The sequence below is a fragment of the Sulfurimonas sp. HSL-1656 genome (assembly GCF_039645585.1).
Taxonomy (GTDB): Bacteria; Campylobacterota; Campylobacteria; order Campylobacterales; family Sulfurimonadaceae; genus Thiomicrolovo; species Thiomicrolovo subterrani.
Window position 1 is genome coordinate 1,524,773 of record NZ_CP147915.1, and the last position, 16,326, is coordinate 1,541,098.

Annotated in this window: 22 protein-coding genes; 12 read left to right on the forward strand and 10 right to left on the reverse strand. The window is 58.9% G+C overall.

Features of this window, described 5'->3' with window-relative positions; translation table 11 throughout:
- Positions 1–459: 459 nt before the first annotated feature.
- The 6 genes from WCX49_RS07915 to msrP all read right to left on the reverse strand — a co-directional run bounded on the left by WCX49_RS07915 (position 460) and on the right by msrP (position 6,697).
- Positions 460–894, reverse strand: coding sequence for a hypothetical protein (locus WCX49_RS07915; RefSeq protein WP_345984557.1), 435 nt, complete (start codon positions 892–894; stop codon positions 460–462).
- Between the two features lie 937 nt (positions 895–1,831).
- Complete coding sequence (locus WCX49_RS07920) at positions 1,832–3,187, reverse strand: MATE family efflux transporter (RefSeq protein WP_345984558.1); 1,356 nt, start codon at positions 3,185–3,187, stop codon at positions 1,832–1,834.
- 56 nt (positions 3,188–3,243) lie between these two features.
- The gene (locus WCX49_RS07925) at positions 3,244–4,017 is read right to left on the reverse strand and encodes a phytanoyl-CoA dioxygenase family protein (RefSeq protein ID WP_345984559.1); all 774 of its coding nucleotides are present in this window, start codon (positions 4,015–4,017) and stop codon (positions 3,244–3,246) included.
- 80 nt (positions 4,018–4,097) lie between these two features.
- Positions 4,098–5,078 carry a sce7726 family protein gene (locus tag WCX49_RS07930; RefSeq protein WP_345984560.1) on the reverse strand — a complete coding sequence of 327 codons (981 nt, stop codon included), beginning with the start codon at positions 5,076–5,078 and terminating at the stop codon, positions 4,098–4,100.
- Positions 5,079–5,192: 114 nt separating this feature from the next.
- Positions 5,193–5,741 (reverse strand): ferric reductase-like transmembrane domain-containing protein, encoded by a 549-nt coding sequence (locus WCX49_RS07935; RefSeq protein ID WP_345984561.1) that lies wholly within the window; start codon positions 5,739–5,741, stop codon positions 5,193–5,195.
- On the reverse strand, positions 5,738–6,697 hold the full coding sequence (gene msrP / locus WCX49_RS07940) for a protein-methionine-sulfoxide reductase catalytic subunit MsrP (protein ID WP_345984562.1): 960 nt from the start codon (positions 6,695–6,697) through the stop codon (positions 5,738–5,740). Before msrP ends, WCX49_RS07935 begins: the two co-directional genes overlap by 4 nt.
- A gap of 129 nt (positions 6,698–6,826) precedes the next feature.
- On the opposite strand from msrP, the gene WCX49_RS07945 reads away from it, so the two are divergent.
- The 3 genes from WCX49_RS07945 to WCX49_RS07955 all read left to right on the forward strand — a co-directional run bounded on the left by WCX49_RS07945 (position 6,827) and on the right by WCX49_RS07955 (position 9,050).
- Positions 6,827–7,330 carry a YgjP-like metallopeptidase domain-containing protein gene (locus WCX49_RS07945; RefSeq protein ID WP_345984563.1) on the forward strand — a complete coding sequence of 168 codons (504 nt, stop codon included), beginning with the start codon at positions 6,827–6,829 and terminating at the stop codon, positions 7,328–7,330.
- A gap of 66 nt (positions 7,331–7,396) precedes the next feature.
- The gene (locus tag WCX49_RS07950) at positions 7,397–8,278 is read left to right on the forward strand and encodes a hypothetical protein (protein WP_345984564.1); all 882 of its coding nucleotides are present in this window, start codon (positions 7,397–7,399) and stop codon (positions 8,276–8,278) included.
- 145 nt (positions 8,279–8,423) lie between these two features.
- The gene (locus WCX49_RS07955) at positions 8,424–9,050 is read left to right on the forward strand and encodes a hypothetical protein (protein ID WP_345984565.1); all 627 of its coding nucleotides are present in this window, start codon (positions 8,424–8,426) and stop codon (positions 9,048–9,050) included.
- Positions 9,051–9,055: 5 nt separating this feature from the next.
- Here the strand turns inward: WCX49_RS07955 and WCX49_RS07960 are convergent, their stop codons facing one another.
- Positions 9,056–9,394: a hypothetical protein gene (locus tag WCX49_RS07960; RefSeq protein ID WP_345984566.1), complete on the reverse strand. Its 339-nt coding sequence runs from the start codon at positions 9,392–9,394 to the stop codon at positions 9,056–9,058.
- Positions 9,395–9,613: 219 nt separating this feature from the next.
- On the opposite strand from WCX49_RS07960, the gene WCX49_RS07965 reads away from it, so the two are divergent.
- The 8 genes from WCX49_RS07965 to WCX49_RS08000 all read left to right on the forward strand — a co-directional run bounded on the left by WCX49_RS07965 (position 9,614) and on the right by WCX49_RS08000 (position 14,708).
- Complete coding sequence (locus WCX49_RS07965) at positions 9,614–10,564, forward strand: hypothetical protein (RefSeq protein ID WP_345984567.1); 951 nt, start codon at positions 9,614–9,616, stop codon at positions 10,562–10,564.
- A 70-nt stretch (positions 10,565–10,634) separates the two neighbouring features.
- Positions 10,635–10,808: a hypothetical protein gene (locus WCX49_RS07970; RefSeq protein ID WP_345984568.1), complete on the forward strand. Its 174-nt coding sequence runs from the start codon at positions 10,635–10,637 to the stop codon at positions 10,806–10,808.
- A 66-nt stretch (positions 10,809–10,874) separates the two neighbouring features.
- The gene (locus WCX49_RS07975; RefSeq protein ID WP_345984569.1) at positions 10,875–11,813 is read left to right on the forward strand and encodes a DUF6515 family protein; all 939 of its coding nucleotides are present in this window, start codon (positions 10,875–10,877) and stop codon (positions 11,811–11,813) included.
- Between the two features lie 10 nt (positions 11,814–11,823).
- On the forward strand, positions 11,824–12,399 hold the full coding sequence (locus WCX49_RS07980) for a class I SAM-dependent methyltransferase (RefSeq protein ID WP_345984570.1): 576 nt from the start codon (positions 11,824–11,826) through the stop codon (positions 12,397–12,399).
- 69 nt (positions 12,400–12,468) lie between these two features.
- A complete protein-coding gene (locus WCX49_RS07985; protein WP_345984571.1) occupies positions 12,469–12,945 on the forward strand; it encodes a peptidylprolyl isomerase in 477 nt (158 codons plus the stop codon).
- Entirely contained in the window at positions 12,945–13,388 is a 444-nt protein-coding gene (gene dtd / locus WCX49_RS07990) for a D-aminoacyl-tRNA deacylase (protein ID WP_345984572.1), read from the forward strand. Before WCX49_RS07985 ends, dtd begins: the two co-directional genes overlap by 1 nt.
- Complete coding sequence (locus WCX49_RS07995; RefSeq protein ID WP_345984573.1) at positions 13,388–14,047, forward strand: DUF6498-containing protein; 660 nt, start codon at positions 13,388–13,390, stop codon at positions 14,045–14,047. The genes dtd and WCX49_RS07995 overlap by 1 nt, the downstream gene beginning before the upstream one ends.
- Positions 14,048–14,159: 112 nt before the next feature.
- Positions 14,160–14,708, forward strand: a complete 549-nt coding sequence (locus WCX49_RS08000) for a hypothetical protein (RefSeq protein ID WP_345984574.1) — start codon at positions 14,160–14,162, stop codon at positions 14,706–14,708.
- A gap of 7 nt (positions 14,709–14,715) precedes the next feature.
- Here WCX49_RS08000 and WCX49_RS08005 read toward each other — a convergent pair whose 3' ends face one another.
- Entirely contained in the window at positions 14,716–15,090 is a 375-nt protein-coding gene (locus tag WCX49_RS08005; protein ID WP_345984575.1) for a hypothetical protein, read from the reverse strand.
- Positions 15,077–15,328, reverse strand: a complete 252-nt coding sequence (locus WCX49_RS08010) for a hypothetical protein (protein ID WP_345984576.1) — start codon at positions 15,326–15,328, stop codon at positions 15,077–15,079. The genes WCX49_RS08005 and WCX49_RS08010 overlap by 14 nt, the downstream gene beginning before the upstream one ends.
- 284 nt (positions 15,329–15,612) lie before the next feature.
- Between WCX49_RS08010 and WCX49_RS08015 the strand changes: the two genes are divergently transcribed.
- A complete protein-coding gene (locus WCX49_RS08015) occupies positions 15,613–15,849 on the forward strand; it encodes a hypothetical protein (protein WP_345984577.1) in 237 nt (78 codons plus the stop codon).
- Between the two features lie 11 nt (positions 15,850–15,860).
- Here WCX49_RS08015 and WCX49_RS08020 read toward each other — a convergent pair whose 3' ends face one another.
- A complete protein-coding gene (locus WCX49_RS08020) occupies positions 15,861–16,274 on the reverse strand; it encodes a hypothetical protein (RefSeq protein WP_345984578.1) in 414 nt (137 codons plus the stop codon).
- Between the last annotated feature and the right edge of the window lie 52 nt (positions 16,275–16,326).

Genomic DNA, 16,326 nt, shown 5'->3' on the forward strand with positions numbered 1-16,326 from the left:
GCAAGTGAGCTTCGACACGTCGAAGCGCATTCATCCAATCAAAGAGTGGTAATCAAATACACTGCTCATTCTTTTCTTTTTCATAAGAAAAGAACCAAAAGAAAATCGTCGTTGCGCGAATCGCTCGCCCTTTCTCGGCTTTATGCCTTCAGGGCGGCTTTCATGGCACGCTTAACGACCGTTTGCCTATTGATCAATGCGCTTCGATGGATCGAAGCTAGTAAAAGGAAGAGAGCTTCGACACGTCGAAGCGCATCAATAAAATAGACCCTTGGGCCTTGAGCGCGATCCTTATAAGCCATCCCGGAGGCACAAAGCCGGGAGGGGTGAGCGATTCGCGAAAGGCCGCTTTTTGCGCTACTTTTTCTAAAAAAGTGGCATAAATATTCTGACTATTAATCGTTATGCGTTTCAGGAACCGAAGCGCATTTCAAGAATAGTGCTTTGGGATACCAGGACTTATTTGTTGCGCTCTTTCCGGTGCTCCTCGTAGCGTTTACGCTCTTCGCGCTCCATCTCTTCACGATGTTTACGCTCTTCGCGGTAATACTCCTCGTCTGCTTTGTTCCGCTCCCGGTAGTATTCCTCGTCCGCCTTGCGCCGCTCCCGCTCCATCTCTTCGCGGTGCTTGCGCTCCTCTTTGTAGCGTTTTTCGCTCGCTTTGCGTGCCTTCTTCTCCTCTTTCCAGCGCTTGTCGCCGTCATCCTCCCGCTCGACGCGCTCGTAGTGCTCAACGCGGGGTGCCGGGGCCGCGGTGCCGCCGCTGCCCACATTGACGTTGACGCCCCAGTTCCCGCTGCTGTCCGCCCCCGCACCCACCGTGTAGCCCGTATCGGCTGCGAAGATGCACCCGCCGGCGAGCAGGAGTGATGCCGTTACCGTTTTAATCTTCATTCTTTTTTTTCCTTTGGGGTAAATTATATGTGGTTATCATCTTAGCATGGCTAACCAAAAGAAACAACAGCGGAGCGGCGGGCGTCCGCAGCGCAACGATCTGCCAGATGATGAAGCTCTCCGGCGTCATGATCTAAAGAAACAGAAGAGAGCTTCGACACGTCGAAGCGCATCAATAAAATAGACCCTTGGCCTTGAGCGCGATCCTTATAAGCCATCCCGGAGGCATAAAGCCGGGAGGGATGAGCGATTCGCGAAAGGCCGCTTTTTGTGCTACTTTTTCTAAAAAAGTGGCTAAGAAACCCTCTTCTCTATCTTTTCTTTTTACAAAGAAAAGAAACAAAAGAAAATCGTCGTTGCGCGAATCGCACGCTGCTCCCGGCTTTGTGCCTTCAGGGCGGCTTTCAAGGCACGCTTAACGACAGGTTGCCTATCGATTTATGCGCTTCGGGAACCGAAGCCAACAAAAACAAGAGAGCTTCGATACGTCGAAGCGCATTCAATCAAATTGGGAATTGGCCTTGAGCGCTCTTTGTAAGCCATCCCGGAGGTAAGGGTATATCTATATAGCCCCTGTGCAGTTTCAGCGAAGCAGAGAAAGACATAATCAAGGCGGCGTTTTGAAGGCCTGGCCATAGCCAAGTCGAGAAGCGGCAACGTAGAGTATGGCTTTTCTCTGTTTCGCCCTGCGGGAGGACTTTGGAAACGCGACTTTCCCTCCTTTTTCCGCTCGACTTGGCTACAGCCAGGCCTTCACAAAAAACAAAGACAACCTCACGCTTCCAAAACCCTCTGAATCTGTACAAGGGTTATAGATATACCCTCAAGCCGGGAGGGATGAGCGATTCGCGAAAGGCCGCTTTTTGCGCTACTTTTTCTAAAAAAGTGGCAAAGAGATTACTATTCAGTCTTCAGTTTGACTGATGAGAAACGCAGCTTATATCTTCGTCTTCAACCACGCACGTCTGCGGAAGATCTTCCAGAAGATAAACCCTTTTATAAAGGTCTCCACCGTCATGATGATGTAGACGGCGATGATGCCGAAGCCCAGTTTCATGGCAATGTAGGAGGGGATGACCCGCAGCAGCCACAGCGCGGCGATGTTGATTTTGAGCGGCGTGCGGGTGTCCCCCGCGCCGCGCAGGACGTTGCTGAGTACGAAAAGCACCGCCAGCGGCACCTGGGAGAGGCCGACGAGGCGCAGGTAGAGCGACGCCTGCTCCACCGTCTCGGGGTCCTGGGTGAAAAGGCGCACGAAGAGCTCGGGCCAGATGACCATGATGAGGCCGAGCAGGCCCATGAACGTTGCGGCGACTTTCAGGCTGTAGAGCCCTCCCTCGTAGGCCTCCTCGGGGCGCTTCGCCCCCAGCTGCTGCCCGGCGATAGCCATCGCCGCGACGGCGAAACCGAACCCCGGCATAAAGGCCAGCCCCTCCACGCGCAGCCCCACCTGGTAGCCCGCCAGCGCTGCCGTCCCGTACGACGCGATGACCCAGATGAAGAGCAGGAAAGACGCCGAGGTGATGAGCCGCTCCAGGGCGGCATGGCTGCCGATGGAGAGTACGCGCCGGAGGTCCGGCAGGTTCAGGCGCGGCAGTAGGTGAAGACGGGCATCATGAGAGCGCAGCAAGAGCAGGTAGAGCAGGATGTTGAGGGCATAAGCGGCAATGGTCGCGTAGGCCGCCCCGGCAACGCCCAATGCCGGAAATCCCCCGTGGCCGAAGATAAGCAGGTAGTCAAGCAGGGCGTTGACCCCGGCCGAGGCGAGCTTGATGTACAGCGAGCTTTTCGTGTCCCCCGCCGCACTGAGCTGGTTGTAAAAGAGCGAATCGAGGAAGATGAGGGGGAAACCGGCGGCGAGAATACCGAAATAGACGTGGCCGTAGTGCGCGACATCCTCCCCGGTACCCATCAGCAGGTAGAAGTCGCCGGCGAACAGGTACCCCGCCGCGGCAAAAGGCAGCGAGAGCAGCAGCGCGAGCAGTCCCAGCGTAAAGAGCAGCGTGTAGGCCCTTTTACGCCGCCGGGCGCCGATGAGCCGTGCGGTGACGGCATTGCCCCCCACGACATAAAGGGTGATGACGACGTTGATGATCATCATGAACTGCAGGCTCATCCCCACCGCCGCCAGGGCAGCGACACTGAGGAAGCCGACCATCAGCATGTCCGTAAGGATCTGCACGACGTCGAGGAGGTGTTTAAAGGCCGCGGGCAGCGCCAGCCGCAGCACCTCGCGCAGGCGCGCCTTGGGCCGCAGGGACGTCAATACGGAGCGGATCGGGTTCGGGTTCATTCAAAGTTGCTTCCTGCCTGCATCCGCTATCGGTGCGGCAATGGTTAAGATGAGTGTTAACGCGGCGGGAGGGCCGAGACGTGCAGGACGACGGAGCGCCTGCTGGAGCGTCTGTTCTCGATGACGCTGCCGCCGTGGGGGAAAAGCGGGTGCCAGATAAGGGCGTCGCCGCTGCGGAAGGCGAATGCCTCCTCTTTCAATCCGGCCGCTTCGTACCGCCGCTTCAGCGTCTCCTGGTAGCGGCGCCATGCGCCCGGATCCTGTGGCGGCATTGTATCGAAACCTTCGTAGAATCGGTGCGGCAGACGGTAGCGTTCCGCCGCAACCCGGTGAGCGCCTTTGACCCCCGTCAGCGTACCGTTTTCCGGCGTCGTATCTTCCAGAGCGATCCAGATCCTGAAATAGGGCTCCCCCGGCATGACGTGAAAGACGGGGATGTCCCGGTGCAGCGGCTGCTGGCTCCCCTGCAAAAAGGTGATCGAAGTCCGCAGCGACGGTCCCAGGCCGAACAGCAGCTCCTGCAATTTGACGATCGTAGGTTCTGTGAAGAGCGCATTGATCTCGGGAATTTCTTCGTGCAGCCCGATCAGGCGCGGGTAGGTGCCGTCGGCTTTCTTGTTCGCCGCCAGGGCTTTGACGTTGGCAACCGTCCAGTCGTCCAGGGCGTCGTTGACCTTTTCGACCGTGTCGTCGCCGATGGCACCCCTGTAGAGGTAGCAGCCGTCCGTGTTGAACTGCTCGACAATCGCCCGCTCCTCCCCGGAGAGGCCGAGGTAGCGGGGGTGCTGAGCGTAGTTTTCGTACTCGAACCAATGGTTTCCCGCCGGCATCGGCCCTACTTTCACTGTACTGCTCCCCTCTCTGCGTTCACGCCTTTTAGACGGTAAAGCAATTTCTGTTCGACCCCGCGTCAAAAGAGCGTCGGCTGCCGCAGCTGCCGGTAGAGCTCCAATACACCTGGCAGCTTCACCGCCCTGCGCATCCGCCCCGCCTCCCAGTAGGAGGGTTTGAGCAGTTCGTCGAAAAGCAGCTGCTTCTCCAGCGGGTCGACGTAATCCACCATCTTAACATCATCGGGCCTGCCGCCCCGCAGGCGGGTCACAAAGAGCTGCCGCGCGACCAATTCGCGTTCGCGCTGGGTGTAGACGGCGTCGATGACGTCACGGTAGGTGTTGTAGTCGCTGCCGGGAAGGCGGCTCCGGTTGTTCAGCATAGAGAAGAAGTGCTTCAGCTCCGGGGCGCGGAGCATGGCGACGAGCGTATCGGGGAGTAGCGGTTCGGGCTCCTTATAAAGCCCCAGGCCCGCTTCGCCGTAAAGCAGAATGCCCACATGCTCGAAACGGTTGCCGAAGGTCTGGAGGTACTTGGTGAGGAACCGCTCGTCGAGGGCGACGTAGACATGGTTGCTGAAGCGGGAGTAGCTGTCAAGCTGACGGTAGAGGCGGTCGAGGTTGTCTTTGTCGCTCTTGATCTCGACGGCGACGAGCGTCTCTTCTTCCGTCAGAGCGTAAAGGTCAGGACGGACGCTGATGGTCCACTGCGTGAACTCGTGGATGACCTTTGTCCCCTCCCCGTAGCGTTCGCGCAGGAAGGTTTCGGCGGCCTCGCGCAGTTCGGCCTCGTTCGACGCCGGGGCGGGCCGGAGCTTGCGGTACTTGGCGAGGAAGCTCTTGTGGTCACGGTCCCGGCGCTGGCGCGGGGTCATATCCGCGTAGGCCTGCCGGACAAAGCCTTCGTCGTCGCCCCCGCTGCAGTAGTCGCACAATTGTTTGCGACGCCGTGTCAGGCGGCGGGGGATGAAGGGGTTGTCGGGCTGCTCTTCGAGCAGGGCTTCGTCGGCGGTGACGGCGTTGAGAAGGGCGAGGACTTCGCCCGCGTTGATGGTATCCATGACGCGATTATAGCGCTTCACCGGGCGCGGCAATAAAAAGATGGCAGGAGTGCCAAGTGAGGGTTGCGGCAATTTCAAAGGATGGCCTTTCCGCCACCCGCAGCGTGGCGCTGTTCAGAACTTCGCGAGCCCCGTTTTCTGTACCACCTTCAGCACGCCGATGACGGCCATCACCGCCAGGATCTCCCACTGCCAGTAGGCGAGCGCCTTCTGCGCCATGACGAAGTGGACCGTTACCAGCAGCAGGGCGACGTAGATGAGCTGGTGGTACCCGTAGAACCTGGCGAAAAGCTTCGGCAGGGAGGTGACGGCCATGAAAAGCAAAATGGCGAAGGCCGTCACCCCGAGATAGATGAAAGGCTTTTTCAGCGTCTCGTCGAGAACGCTGGCGGGATCGAGCTCCATATCGAGGATAAGAAAGTTGGAAAAGTGCAGCAGGGCGTAGAAAAAGGCGAAGAGCCCTACCATCCGCCGGTAGCGCAGCAGCCGGATCTTTTTTCGCACCAATGAGATGGTGGTCGCCGCGTAGAGCAGCGTCAAAGCGCTGTAGCCGGTCACGCTGTAGATGGCCTTGATGGGGTCTTCCGCCCCGCCGGCGAAGAGGCGGTAGAGCAGGAAGATCAGCGGGGAGAGGCAGAGGAGAAAGAGGAGCGCTCTTTTCAAAACTGTTTCCTCAGGTCCATGCCCTTGTAGAGGTGGGCGACCTCTTTCGCGTAGCCGTTGAACAGCTGCGTCGGCTGTTTGAAGAAGTGCCCCAGTACCCGTTCACGTGCCTGGGACCAGCGGGGGTGGTCGACGTCGGGGTTGACGTTCGCGTAAAAGCCGTATTCGCGGGGGGCGTAGACGTTCCATGTGTTCTGCGGCTGGGTGTCGGTGAAGGTGATCCTCACGACCGACTTGATGCTTTTGAAGCCGTACTTCCACGGCACGATGAGGCGGATCGGCGCGCCGTTCTGCGGCGGGAGGGTGTGGCCGTAGAGGCCGACGGCCATCAGGGTCAGCGGGTGCATCGCCTCGTCCATGCGCAGCCCCTCGACGTAGGGGTAGTCCAGGGTCGCCAGGAGGCCGCGGCCCTGGTCGGGGAACTGCTCGGGGTCGTACAGGGTCTCGAAACGGACGTACTTCGCCGACGCGAGGGGCTTGGCCATGGCGATAAGCCTCGAGAGTTCGAACCCGATCCACGGCACAACCATCGACCACCCCTCCACGCAGCGGAAGCGGTAGATCCGCTCCTCCAGCGGCATCTGCTTCATCAGCTCCCAGACGTCCAGCTCGAGCGGTTGCTCGACCATCCCGTCGACGGTCAGTTTCCACGGCTCGCTTTTGAAGCGCTTTGAAAGGGGCTTGACCCCCTTTTTGCTCGTCGTGAACTCGTAGAAGTTGTTGTATGAGGTGATCTGCTCGTAGGTGTTGAGTTCGAGTCCTCCCGCGTTGGGGTCTTTGGCATAGTCGAGGTTGACGGCGGGCAGATGCTCTTTCGCGGCCAGCTCCAGCACCGCCGCCGTGCTCACCAGGCTCGCCGCCCCCAGCTTCAGGAATTTCCTGCGTTCGTCGAAGAGTGCCTCTTCCGTCACGTCGGCTTCGCGCAGCGGCCGGTTTTCGTATCGCGTGCGTTGCATGGTCGCTCCTTTTCGGGCGTTTTACCTTTACTATTACTATACGCCCGGCGCATAAATAGTTCAAAAACGCCCATGGCCGTGTTGGGCGGACAGATGCTACAATGGCGCAAACAAAACAGGGAGGGCGGTATGAAGGAGCTGCGCTATCTTGCCCATTACCCCGAGACGCTCCAGGCCCAGGTGCGCCGCCTGATCGAAAGCGGGAAGCTCGGCGATTTCCTGCTGCAGAAGTACCCCGAAGCGCACACCCTCTCCACCGACGGCGCGCTCTACGACTACGCCGACGCCATGCGCAGTGCGCACATGCGCAACTCCCAGCCCCTGCACAAGGTCGTCTATGACACGAAGATCAGTGTCGTCGACGACGCCCTGGGGATGCACACCCGCATCTCGAAGGTGCACGGAGGCCGGGTGCGCTCCCGGCGGGAGATCCGCATCGCCTCCCTTTTCAAGCGGGTGCCCGAGCCCTTCTTGCAGATGATCGTCGCCCACGAACTGGCCCACCTCAAAGAGCGCGACCACAACAAGGCCTTTTACAACCTCTGCGAGCACATGGCCCCCGGCTACCACCAGCTGGAGTTCGACCTGCGTCTCTACCTGACCCACCTGGAGCACGCCGGGAAACTCTACTGACCCCGCACCGCGTTTTCCCCTGCACGCTATAATGGCGCCTTTCCATACCCTTTATAAAGGCAACCAATGAAGATGTTTTTTTCCCGCCTGGCGGCACTCCTTTTGATCGTTGCGGCATTTGGCGGCTGTTTTGAGCCCAAGACCCCCCAGGAGGCTGCGGCAGCGTTCTGGAAGGCAGTTGAGCAGAACGATGCAGGCGATGCGGTCCGCTACTCCACCCTGGAAGACGAGGCGGCGTTCGACGCCTTCGGACACGTATGGGAAGGGGCCGAAGCGACGGTCGAACAGGTCCTCATCGAAGGGCGAAGAGCGCAGATCGTGTCTCGCATCAGTGCACCGGAAGGGCGTGAACTGCCCGCCACCGTGACGACCTACCTCGTCCAGCGCGACGAGACCTGGTTCGTCGACTACGAGCGTACGGCGGAGGGATTGCGCGGCAACGCCCTCTCCGCCCTCTTTTCGGAACTGACCAAGTTCACCCGGGAGCTGACGGGACAGCTCAGCGCCACCTCCGACGACCTGCAGCAGCAGCTCGGGACGATGCGGCAGCAGATGGACGCCTACGCCGAGACGCTGAACCGGCAGATGTCGGACTCCATCGAACGCTACGGCAGCGTCCTGCGCGAACAGATCGACGCACTGGGCGCATCGGCCCGCGACGCACTCGACGAACACGGGGAGCAGCTCACACCGCAGGAGCAGCAGACCCTGAACGACGTCGCCGGGGAGATGGAACACCAAAGCGACACCCTCTCCGAACCGGACGCGGACAACGTGACCGAAGGGACTGAAAAAGCCCTCGAGGCCCAGGGGATGCTGCTGCAGCTTGATGAAAAGACGCTGGAGCGCTACAAAGCGCAGTGGATCGAGTGGCGCGAACAGTTTGAGAAAGAGGCGAAAGCCTTCTTCGACACCCTCGATGCCGAACTCCGCAAAGCGAAGGAGTAAGGCACACCCCTCTCTGCCGGTCACGCCCAGTCCGCTCTTTCTCTCCAGAAGCTTTTAAATTTTTTTAAAAATATGTTTAATAAAGTTATTAATGTTACAATTATTTTCCCCGGCACCAATTCCGGTGCCGCCGAGAAGGAGAACCATGCGACCGATCATCGCGACACTACTACTGTTTATCACGGCGGCGTCCCTCGCGGCTGCCACCACCAAGGTCATCGTCGTCGGGGCGTTCCATACCCCCGAACAGGCGCAGCAGCGCGTCGACACCCTCAAAGGGTATCTGCGCTATGAACCGGAGAGCTACGCCCTGCAGCGCGCCGGATACTACACCTACGGCGTGCGAAGTGCAGCGCCCTACTACGTCGCGGTACTGTACAATTTCCGCAATTTCGACGAAGTGCTGACCGTGCGCAACAGCATCAAGAAGATCTACCCCGACGCCTACCTGAAGAACAACATGGATTTTACGCGCCCGTTCGGTGCCGCTGCTGAACGCATGGCGGCCGATGAGAGCGCGGCATTCGCTCCGGCGGCCGTCTCTGCCGAGGTCATGGCGGAAAGCGTCGCAACGGCGACGGACACGACCGTCGTCGCTACGGTACCGGGGACAGAAGTGACGGCGGTGACCACTCCCGCGGCACTCTCATCGGCTTCCCTTTCCCCGGAAACGACGGGACCGTCCTTCCTGCCGCTGCTGATCGCCGAACTGCTCGGCGGGGCGGCGTTCATTATGCTCTTTGCAGGAAGACGCCAGCCGGTGCAAGCCTAACCCGCTTAGATCTGCTTCACACTGAGGATCGATCCTGACGGGTCGATCTCTACCGCAAGCTGCACCGTGCAGCACTCCCCCCGGTAATTCTGTGCCGTAAACACGGTCACGACGCGCACGTTGTTTCCCTCGCCTTCGCTGCAGCTGCAGAGGGGCTCGAAGCTGTCCGGTACTCTCAGACGTTTCCGGATGTAGCGTGTCACGGCAGTATGGATGCCGCCACCCTGTCCGGGCTGCCGCTGCGCATGTGCAGTGCAGAAGCCGTTTTCGCAGCGTGCCGCCGCAGATGCCATTGCAGCGCCGTGGCGCTGCAGGGGTTTTCGGGATGTCGGTATCATGGTCATCGTGTTTTCCTGCGCAGATCTTCGTTGGCCGCCACTTTACCCCCTTTGCACTACAGCAGGGTTACAAAAATGATGTTTTTATTGTTAAATCTTCTAAAATGTTAAAAAACGGCAAAACACACCGATTTTTGCAACAGAAAAAAGTTAGACAAAGTTCCGAGTGCTAAAATTGTCTTCTTTCATTGGTGCGTTCGGCACCATATTCGTCAAAGGAGTTCCATGCGTCTGGCCACCCTATCGTTCTTTCTGTCTCTGTTGGTGCTCCCGCTCGCAGCCGCAACGTCAGAAGCCATTATCGCAGGGGCGTTCCAAACGGAACAGGATGCAAAACAGCGCATCGAGGCGCTGCAGTGGTACCTCCAGCAGGACCCGGAGACCAGTTCCCTCCAGGCCGCGGGCGTCTTTACCTACAGCGTGCGCAGCGCCGTGCCGGACTACCTGGCCGTCCTCCACCACTTCCGCACAACCGAGGAGCGCCGCACCGTGCTGCGCACCATCCAGAAACTGCATCCGGATGCGTTCACGACCAACGGCGGGGAGATCATCGCCGGCGTCTTCAAAAGCAAACGCGAGGCACAGCAGCGCAATGAAGCGCTGCAGTGGTACCTCCAACACAACCCGGACACCAGCCGTCTTCAGAATGAAAACGCTTTCGCCTATGCCGTCAGCGGCGGGAGCAAGAACTACCTGACCGTCCTGGAGCAGTTCCACCACAAGCGGGATATCCAGACGATCCTCGGCAGTATCCGGAAACTGCACCCCAACGCTTATGTCGAGAACGACCTCAACAGCCTGAAACCCTTTGTCACCCAGCCGCTCGAACCGCAGGCCCACACGACCATCAAAACGCCCGCGCCGGAGATCGAGGCCGCCGCCCGCGCCGCCGCTGCCCCGGAACCGGAACCGGAGACCCTCCCCGCGGCCCTGCCTGAAAGTACCAAAACCACGGTGATCGAGAACGACGCCGAAGCGCCCGTACTGCAGCAGACGCCGGCCGCCAAACATATCCCGGCAACGCAGGAGTTTGAACGCACGACACCGTTCGAGATCTCGGATGCGTCCGAAGTCTCGGACGAGTCCATGCTCTCCTCCGTCATCACCCTCCTGCTCGCCGAACTGCTGCTCGGCGGCGCCGCACTGATGCTTTTTTTCAGACAGCGCCCGAACTGAACGCCGAACCCCCTGCCCGAAATGCCGCTGAGCGTGCAGCGGTATGAATCTATCTTGCACAGGTACAGCCATGGAAACACTCTACTGCCTTCACTGCGACAAAAGCTACCGGGTCCGACCCGAAGATATCCTCCTCGTGCAGCAAAACAGTCCTGCCCTTGAAAAAAAAGGGGAGCAGTACCGTTTCACCGTAGGCTGCTTTTTCAAAACGCTGACGGCACTCAAAAACGAACGTACCCGCTAAGCGCTGTATCTCACAATTATTTAACGATTTCCCGTTATACTGAAGCTATCAATTAAGGAGGATACGATGCGATACAGCAACTTCATATCCGTCGCAGCCGCACTGCTCATCGGCTCGGCCGGGCTTTATGCGGCCCCCGACCATGACAACAGGAAGGATAACGACAGAGGCGGTTCGAAGCAGGAGCGCTCTTATGAGAAACAGGACCGTTCCTATAATAAGCAGGATCGTTCCTACAACCAGAGCCGTTCCGGTAACCAGGGTAACGCCCTGGGGCAGGAGATACGCCGTGACCATAACCAGCCTTCCAAAGGTGAGATCCGCCGTGAAGAGGTACGCCGTTCCGAACCTCAAAAGTACACACCCCATCCGGTCAAACCCGCGCCGGTCGTCCGCCCGCAACAGCGTGAAGAGTACAGGCACACCGAGCAGCGTACGGTCCGCCCGCCGAAGGTGGACTACCGCGACGGCAAACGGATCTATCCGCCTGCCAAGGGTGACATCGTCCGTATCGACAAGCACAAGCGCTATTACCGCCCGCCGGGGGCCCGTCCTCTGACCTATTATCAGCGCCCGGGCTATGTGGTACACAGTCTGCCGCGTCTGGCGATCTCCCTGAGCCTCGGCGCGCTCTCGTTCTACTATGCCGACGGTCTCTATTACCGCCATCACGACGGCGGGTTTATCGTCACCGTTCCGCCGGTAGGCCTCGTGGTCCGTACCCTTCCGGTGGGCTACACCGTCTTCGTACACAGCGGACGCACGTACTACTACTATGCGGACGTCTACTATACCTGGGACAACTACCGCAACGCCTACCGCGTCGTCAAGCCGCCGGTGGCCTATTATGATGTCGAATTCGCTCCCGGCCAGGTACTCGACAGCCTCCCCGACGGTGCCTACAGCGTCACGATCAACGGGGCGCAGTACTACCGCTATGCGGACACCTACTTCATGCAGGCGATCCAGGGGGACCGTATCGTCTATATCGTCGTCACGCCGTAAGACGGCACCGATGATCCCCTTCAACCATCTCGGTTGGGCCTTCAGCCGCTTCGGGGCGGCCGTCTACCCCGAGACTGCCGTCGCGCAGCTCTGCATCTGCCTGCACGCCCTCCCCCCCGACGCCGATATCCTCGACCTCGGCGCGGGAACGGGCACCCTCGCCAACTACGCCCTCGGCTGCCGCAACGATTTAAGACCCGTCGCCGCCGACCCGGCCGAAGGGATGCTGCGCTATGTCCCCGAGACGGTCGGGCGTGTCATCGCCAGGGCCGAAGCCCTTCCCTTCGACGCCGACCGCTTTGACGGCATCCTCGTGGGCGAGGCGCTGCACCATTTCACCGTTCCCGAAGAGGCGCTCGACGAGATTGCCCGCGTCCTCCGCCCCGGCGGACTCCTGTTCGTCTACGATTTCGACCCCTCCACCCTCCTTGGCAACCTGCTGCGGCGGGCGGAGAAACTGCTGGGGGAGCCGGGGCATTTCTATCCGCCGGAGACGCTGGCTTCGCTGCTTCGGGAGCGCGGTTTTTCCACTACCGTCAACCGTTACGGCTGGCGCTACAGCCTCGCCGCCCTGTTGGAGGCATAGGCCCGGACGTTTGTCGATTTCCCCCCTTTCATTGTAGAATTGTGCTATCCCAATTCCCAAGGCCTCACCATGCAGATCACGAAAAACAGCCTCGTCACCCTGAACTATGAACTCTCCACCTCCGACGGCGAGCTGCTCAACCCCGACGACTCCGAACTGATGTATCTCCACGGCGGCTACGGGCAGATCTTTGCCAAGCTGGAAACGGAACTGGAGGGGAAACGGACCGGGGATGACATCCATGTCACCCTCTCGCCTGCCGAAGCGTTCGGAGAGTACGACGGTTCCCTCCTCGTCGAAGAGGCGCTTTCCGAACTCCCCGACGACCTAGAGGCGGGCATGGAGATCGAAGGGCACCTCGAATCGCACCCCGAGGACGTCATCATCTACACCGTCAAGGAGATCCGCGGCGACGAAGCGGTTCTTGACGGCAACCACCCGCTGGCCGGCCGCAGCCTCGTCTTCGACGGAACGGTCACGGCAGTCGAGCCGCTCGACGATGCCGCCGTCCATGAGATCCTCGAACACGAGCATCATCACCACTGATGCTGGCCGTACTGCAACGCGTCGGCAGCTCTTCCGTCCACGTGGAGGGGCGTGAAGTCGCCGCGATCGGGATGGGGCTCAACCTCCTTCTGGGGGTCCTGGAGGGCGATACGGAGGCGGACGCCGACAAGCTGCTCTCCAAAATCCTGACGCTGCGCATCTTCGCCGACGAGGCAGGCAAAATGAACCGTTCCCTGCTCGACGTCGGGGGCGAGCTCCTCGTCATCTCCCAGTTTACCCTGGCCGCCGACGTCAAAAAGGGGAGGCGTCCCTCTTTCGATGCCGCCGCCCGGCCGGAACACGCCGAAACCCTTTACCGTTACTTCATTGACCGGGCATCCGGGAGCGTCCCGGTCTCGCACGGTATCTTCGGTGCCCACATGGATGTACGCATCGCGAACGACGGGCCGGTGACCATCCTGATCGATTCCAAAACGCTCTGATGGCAGCGCTTTCCGTGCTCCGGCGCTACGTTTCGCTACCGCTCATCGTCCTGCTGGCCGCCAACCTCTACCCGCTCTACGGCGTCCTGGAACGGGGATGGGGCGTCTTCGAACTGATCTTTCTCTACTGGATGGAAAACATCGTGATCGGCCTCTTCAATGTCTTCAAGATGATCACCAACCGTCCCGAAGAGCTTGCCGGCAATCTCGGCAAGCTCTTCCTCGTACCCTTTTTTATTTTCCACTACGGCATGTTCACCTACGTGCACGGCATCTTCGTCATCGCGCTGTTCGCGCCGGAGGAGCTGCACCTGAACGTCTTCGGCCTCGCCGATTACCTCTACCACCGCGACACCCTGTTCGGCAACGGCATGCTCACCGCCCTGACGCTGCTCATCGTCAGCCATGCCGTCTCCTTCTACGTCGATTATGTCCGCAGCGGCGACTATGAGCGCACCACCCTCTCCGACTGGATGGGCGCACCCTACGGGCGCGTGGCCGTCCTGCACATCGGCCTGATCGGCGGAGGCTTTCTCGTCGCGGCCCTGGGCCAGCCCGTCGCCGGACTGATCGTCCTGCTCTTCTTGAAGGTCGGCATGGACGCACGTTCACTCATCCTGCGGCATGACGCGCTGCAGCGAAAACTGCCGGTGGATTAATGTGACTTTTTGATGATCACATTAATCTGATACCTGATTATTTTTTATCCATATTATCGCCGAAAATCTTTCGGCCGTGTCGTACACTTCGGTATTATTCTCGGAGGTCATTATGGCATCAAAAGAAAACTATATTCAGAATATTCGAAATGCACGAACATACCAACTCAAATGGATCAACCAGATCAAACTGATGGTCTCCGGGGTCAGCCAGGAGAAGGATGCCGTCCCCGTCAACCAGTCCGACAGCGACTTCAGCCGCTGGCTCTATGACGATGCGATGGTCTTTTCCACCTCCAACGCCAAAAGTGTCATTGATGAAATGATCACACTCCATACCGAGTGTTACGATATCTATCTGAAGATCTATGCCACGCTGTTTGCCGGAAAATCGGGGGGACTGATGGGGGTGTTCGGATCGAAAAAGGCGAGCGCCAGCGACCTGAAACTGGCCCAGAACTACTACGAGGAGCTCTTAACCGTCTCGGATGCGCTGCTCAAACGGCTGCGCGCCTTTGAGAGCGTCATGCTGGCAACGCCGCAGACGAAGTTCGATGAACTGATGGTCGCACCGGAACCGGTGACGGTCGTCGCCGCCGAACCCGAAGCGCATGCGTCAAAACAGAAGCTCTACTTCCGCGGACAGCTTATCGAGGGCTGAGCCGTATTTAGTGTAAGTATGTGACGTACGTCGTCACACCGCACGGTACCCATACGCCCCAGTCTTCAATGACGGTACCGTCATCATACTCCACGCTGATATCGTAATTCTGGTCGCATTCATAGATATCTATGACCAGATCGTCCCCCGGGTAGAGTACATCCGCGCCCAGCAGCTCGTTCCCCCAGCTCGACGCCGTGGAAGGAGCGACATAGGCGTACCAGATATCGCCCCAGGAGTCTATATCATTATGGATCACGAGTGTCGCCGGCACAAAGGGGACATGGGGATCGTTATCCTCGACATAGATAAAACAGCCCGACAACAGCCACAGCGGCATCAACAGTACGGCGAGCCTGAGCATGACTTTACTGCGCTTCATCGGACACCTCCGGTTTCGGAAGATAAAAGACATTGGGAAGTTTCCGGTCGTTCAGTTTGCCGAAATCCTTGGCCGGTTTGGCAGCCGGCGGCAGCGCGTCGGGCTTTTCAACAGCCTCCGGGGCACTCTGGAGGTGAACCACTTTACGCACCTGCAGCGGACGTGATTCCGTCGGGACGGACGCAAAAACGGTCCCGGCGACGAACGCCGCCGAAATCAATGCTGTCATTCGTTTCATAATCGCTCCTTTGTCAATGAATAAGACAACTGTACAGTGAAACCATGCAGTAATCGTGAAACGGGAATCGTACCGAAATATCAGCGCTTTTCCGCTTGCCAGGTGAAACCGCCGGCAATGATCAACACACCGGTTTGACGTGTCTGCACACCCTGCGCGAAACAAGAGTAAAACGATCATACACAGAGACGGCAAACAGCCAAAGAGTGCAGCAGAGAGGGGAGTCCCCGTGCCCGGCAGGAACGGCGGTTGCATTTTGTACCAAACCACTCAAGGAACCTGTTATGGAACACCATGTCATCATTGAAAAACTCTGCAGCTGCGCCAAAAGAAACGGCCTCGACCAGATCGTCTCCTACGATAACAAAGAGAGCGCCAAAAGCGCTGCGGAAGCGCAACTCTCCTTTATGAAGAACAGCTTCTGCGGCAAACACCATTTCGATGTCACCGAAGTCGACGACCACTTCGTCATCGGGATGCTCCAGGGCGGCTGCGGCTGCGGCAGCCACGAGCACCACTAGGCCCGCGCGCCTCAGTGCTGCACGCGCAGATAGACCTGGAAAAAGGGCAGCACTTCGATATCATCCGCGTCGATACTGACACTGCCGTCCTGCGCAACGCTGGCGATAATCTCCACCGCCTTGTCCTCACTCATAAAACTGAGCAGTGCCACATCCTCGCTCTTCTCCTCGAAAAGCCCGAGGCCCGTCTTTGTGATCATGTCGCGCAGCACTTCCGCCGACTCGAAAGCGGCCGCGGTGATCGCCGTCAGAAAAGCCGCAAAGGGTTCGCAACGCACCTCACAGAGCAGGCAATCCGTTTCCGAACGGCTGATGCCCCGGTTTTCGAAGTGGATAAAATCGTACTGCTGCAGGACTTCAAGATCATCCATCGTAATTTCGCGCGAAGCGTAGACGGCTTTGAGTGCATTGAACGTCGATAACATCGTTATCTCCTCTTCGCCCGGTTTCAGGCGTTTTGGATAGAGTACTGCATAT

Excerpts from the sequence above, each read along its gene's own strand:
- WCX49_RS07915 (WP_345984557.1), bottom strand. The coding sequence starts at position 894 with ATGAAGATTAAAACGGTAACGGCATCACTCCTGCTCGCCGGCGGGTGC.
- WCX49_RS07920 (WP_345984558.1), bottom strand. The coding sequence starts at position 3,187 with ATGAACCCGAACCCGATCCGCTCCGTATTGACGTCCCTGCGGCCCAAG.
- WCX49_RS07925 (WP_345984559.1), bottom strand. The coding sequence starts at position 4,017 with ATGCCGGCGGGAAACCATTGGTTCGAGTACGAAAACTACGCTCAGCAC.
- WCX49_RS07930 (WP_345984560.1), bottom strand. The coding sequence starts at position 5,078 with ATGGATACCATCAACGCGGGCGAAGTCCTCGCCCTTCTCAACGCCGTC.
- msrP (WP_345984562.1), bottom strand. The coding sequence starts at position 6,697 with ATGCAACGCACGCGATACGAAAACCGGCCGCTGCGCGAAGCCGACGTG.
- WCX49_RS07945 (WP_345984563.1), top strand. The coding sequence starts at position 6,827 with ATGAAGGAGCTGCGCTATCTTGCCCATTACCCCGAGACGCTCCAGGCC.
- WCX49_RS07950 (WP_345984564.1), top strand. The coding sequence starts at position 7,397 with ATGAAGATGTTTTTTTCCCGCCTGGCGGCACTCCTTTTGATCGTTGCG.
- WCX49_RS07955 (WP_345984565.1), top strand. The coding sequence starts at position 8,424 with ATGCGACCGATCATCGCGACACTACTACTGTTTATCACGGCGGCGTCC.
- WCX49_RS07960 (WP_345984566.1), bottom strand. The coding sequence starts at position 9,394 with ATGACCATGATACCGACATCCCGAAAACCCCTGCAGCGCCACGGCGCT.
- WCX49_RS07965 (WP_345984567.1), top strand. The coding sequence starts at position 9,614 with ATGCGTCTGGCCACCCTATCGTTCTTTCTGTCTCTGTTGGTGCTCCCG.
- WCX49_RS07970 (WP_345984568.1), top strand. The coding sequence starts at position 10,635 with ATGGAAACACTCTACTGCCTTCACTGCGACAAAAGCTACCGGGTCCGA.
- WCX49_RS07975 (WP_345984569.1), top strand. The coding sequence starts at position 10,875 with ATGCGATACAGCAACTTCATATCCGTCGCAGCCGCACTGCTCATCGGC.
- WCX49_RS07980 (WP_345984570.1), top strand. The coding sequence starts at position 11,824 with ATGATCCCCTTCAACCATCTCGGTTGGGCCTTCAGCCGCTTCGGGGCG.
- WCX49_RS07985 (WP_345984571.1), top strand. The coding sequence starts at position 12,469 with ATGCAGATCACGAAAAACAGCCTCGTCACCCTGAACTATGAACTCTCC.
- dtd (WP_345984572.1), top strand. The coding sequence starts at position 12,945 with ATGCTGGCCGTACTGCAACGCGTCGGCAGCTCTTCCGTCCACGTGGAG.
- WCX49_RS07995 (WP_345984573.1), top strand. The coding sequence starts at position 13,388 with ATGGCAGCGCTTTCCGTGCTCCGGCGCTACGTTTCGCTACCGCTCATC.
- WCX49_RS08000 (WP_345984574.1), top strand. The coding sequence starts at position 14,160 with ATGGCATCAAAAGAAAACTATATTCAGAATATTCGAAATGCACGAACA.
- WCX49_RS08005 (WP_345984575.1), bottom strand. The coding sequence starts at position 15,090 with ATGAAGCGCAGTAAAGTCATGCTCAGGCTCGCCGTACTGTTGATGCCG.
- WCX49_RS08010 (WP_345984576.1), bottom strand. The coding sequence starts at position 15,328 with ATGAAACGAATGACAGCATTGATTTCGGCGGCGTTCGTCGCCGGGACC.
- WCX49_RS08015 (WP_345984577.1), top strand. The coding sequence starts at position 15,613 with ATGGAACACCATGTCATCATTGAAAAACTCTGCAGCTGCGCCAAAAGA.
- WCX49_RS08020 (WP_345984578.1), bottom strand. The coding sequence starts at position 16,274 with ATGTTATCGACGTTCAATGCACTCAAAGCCGTCTACGCTTCGCGCGAA.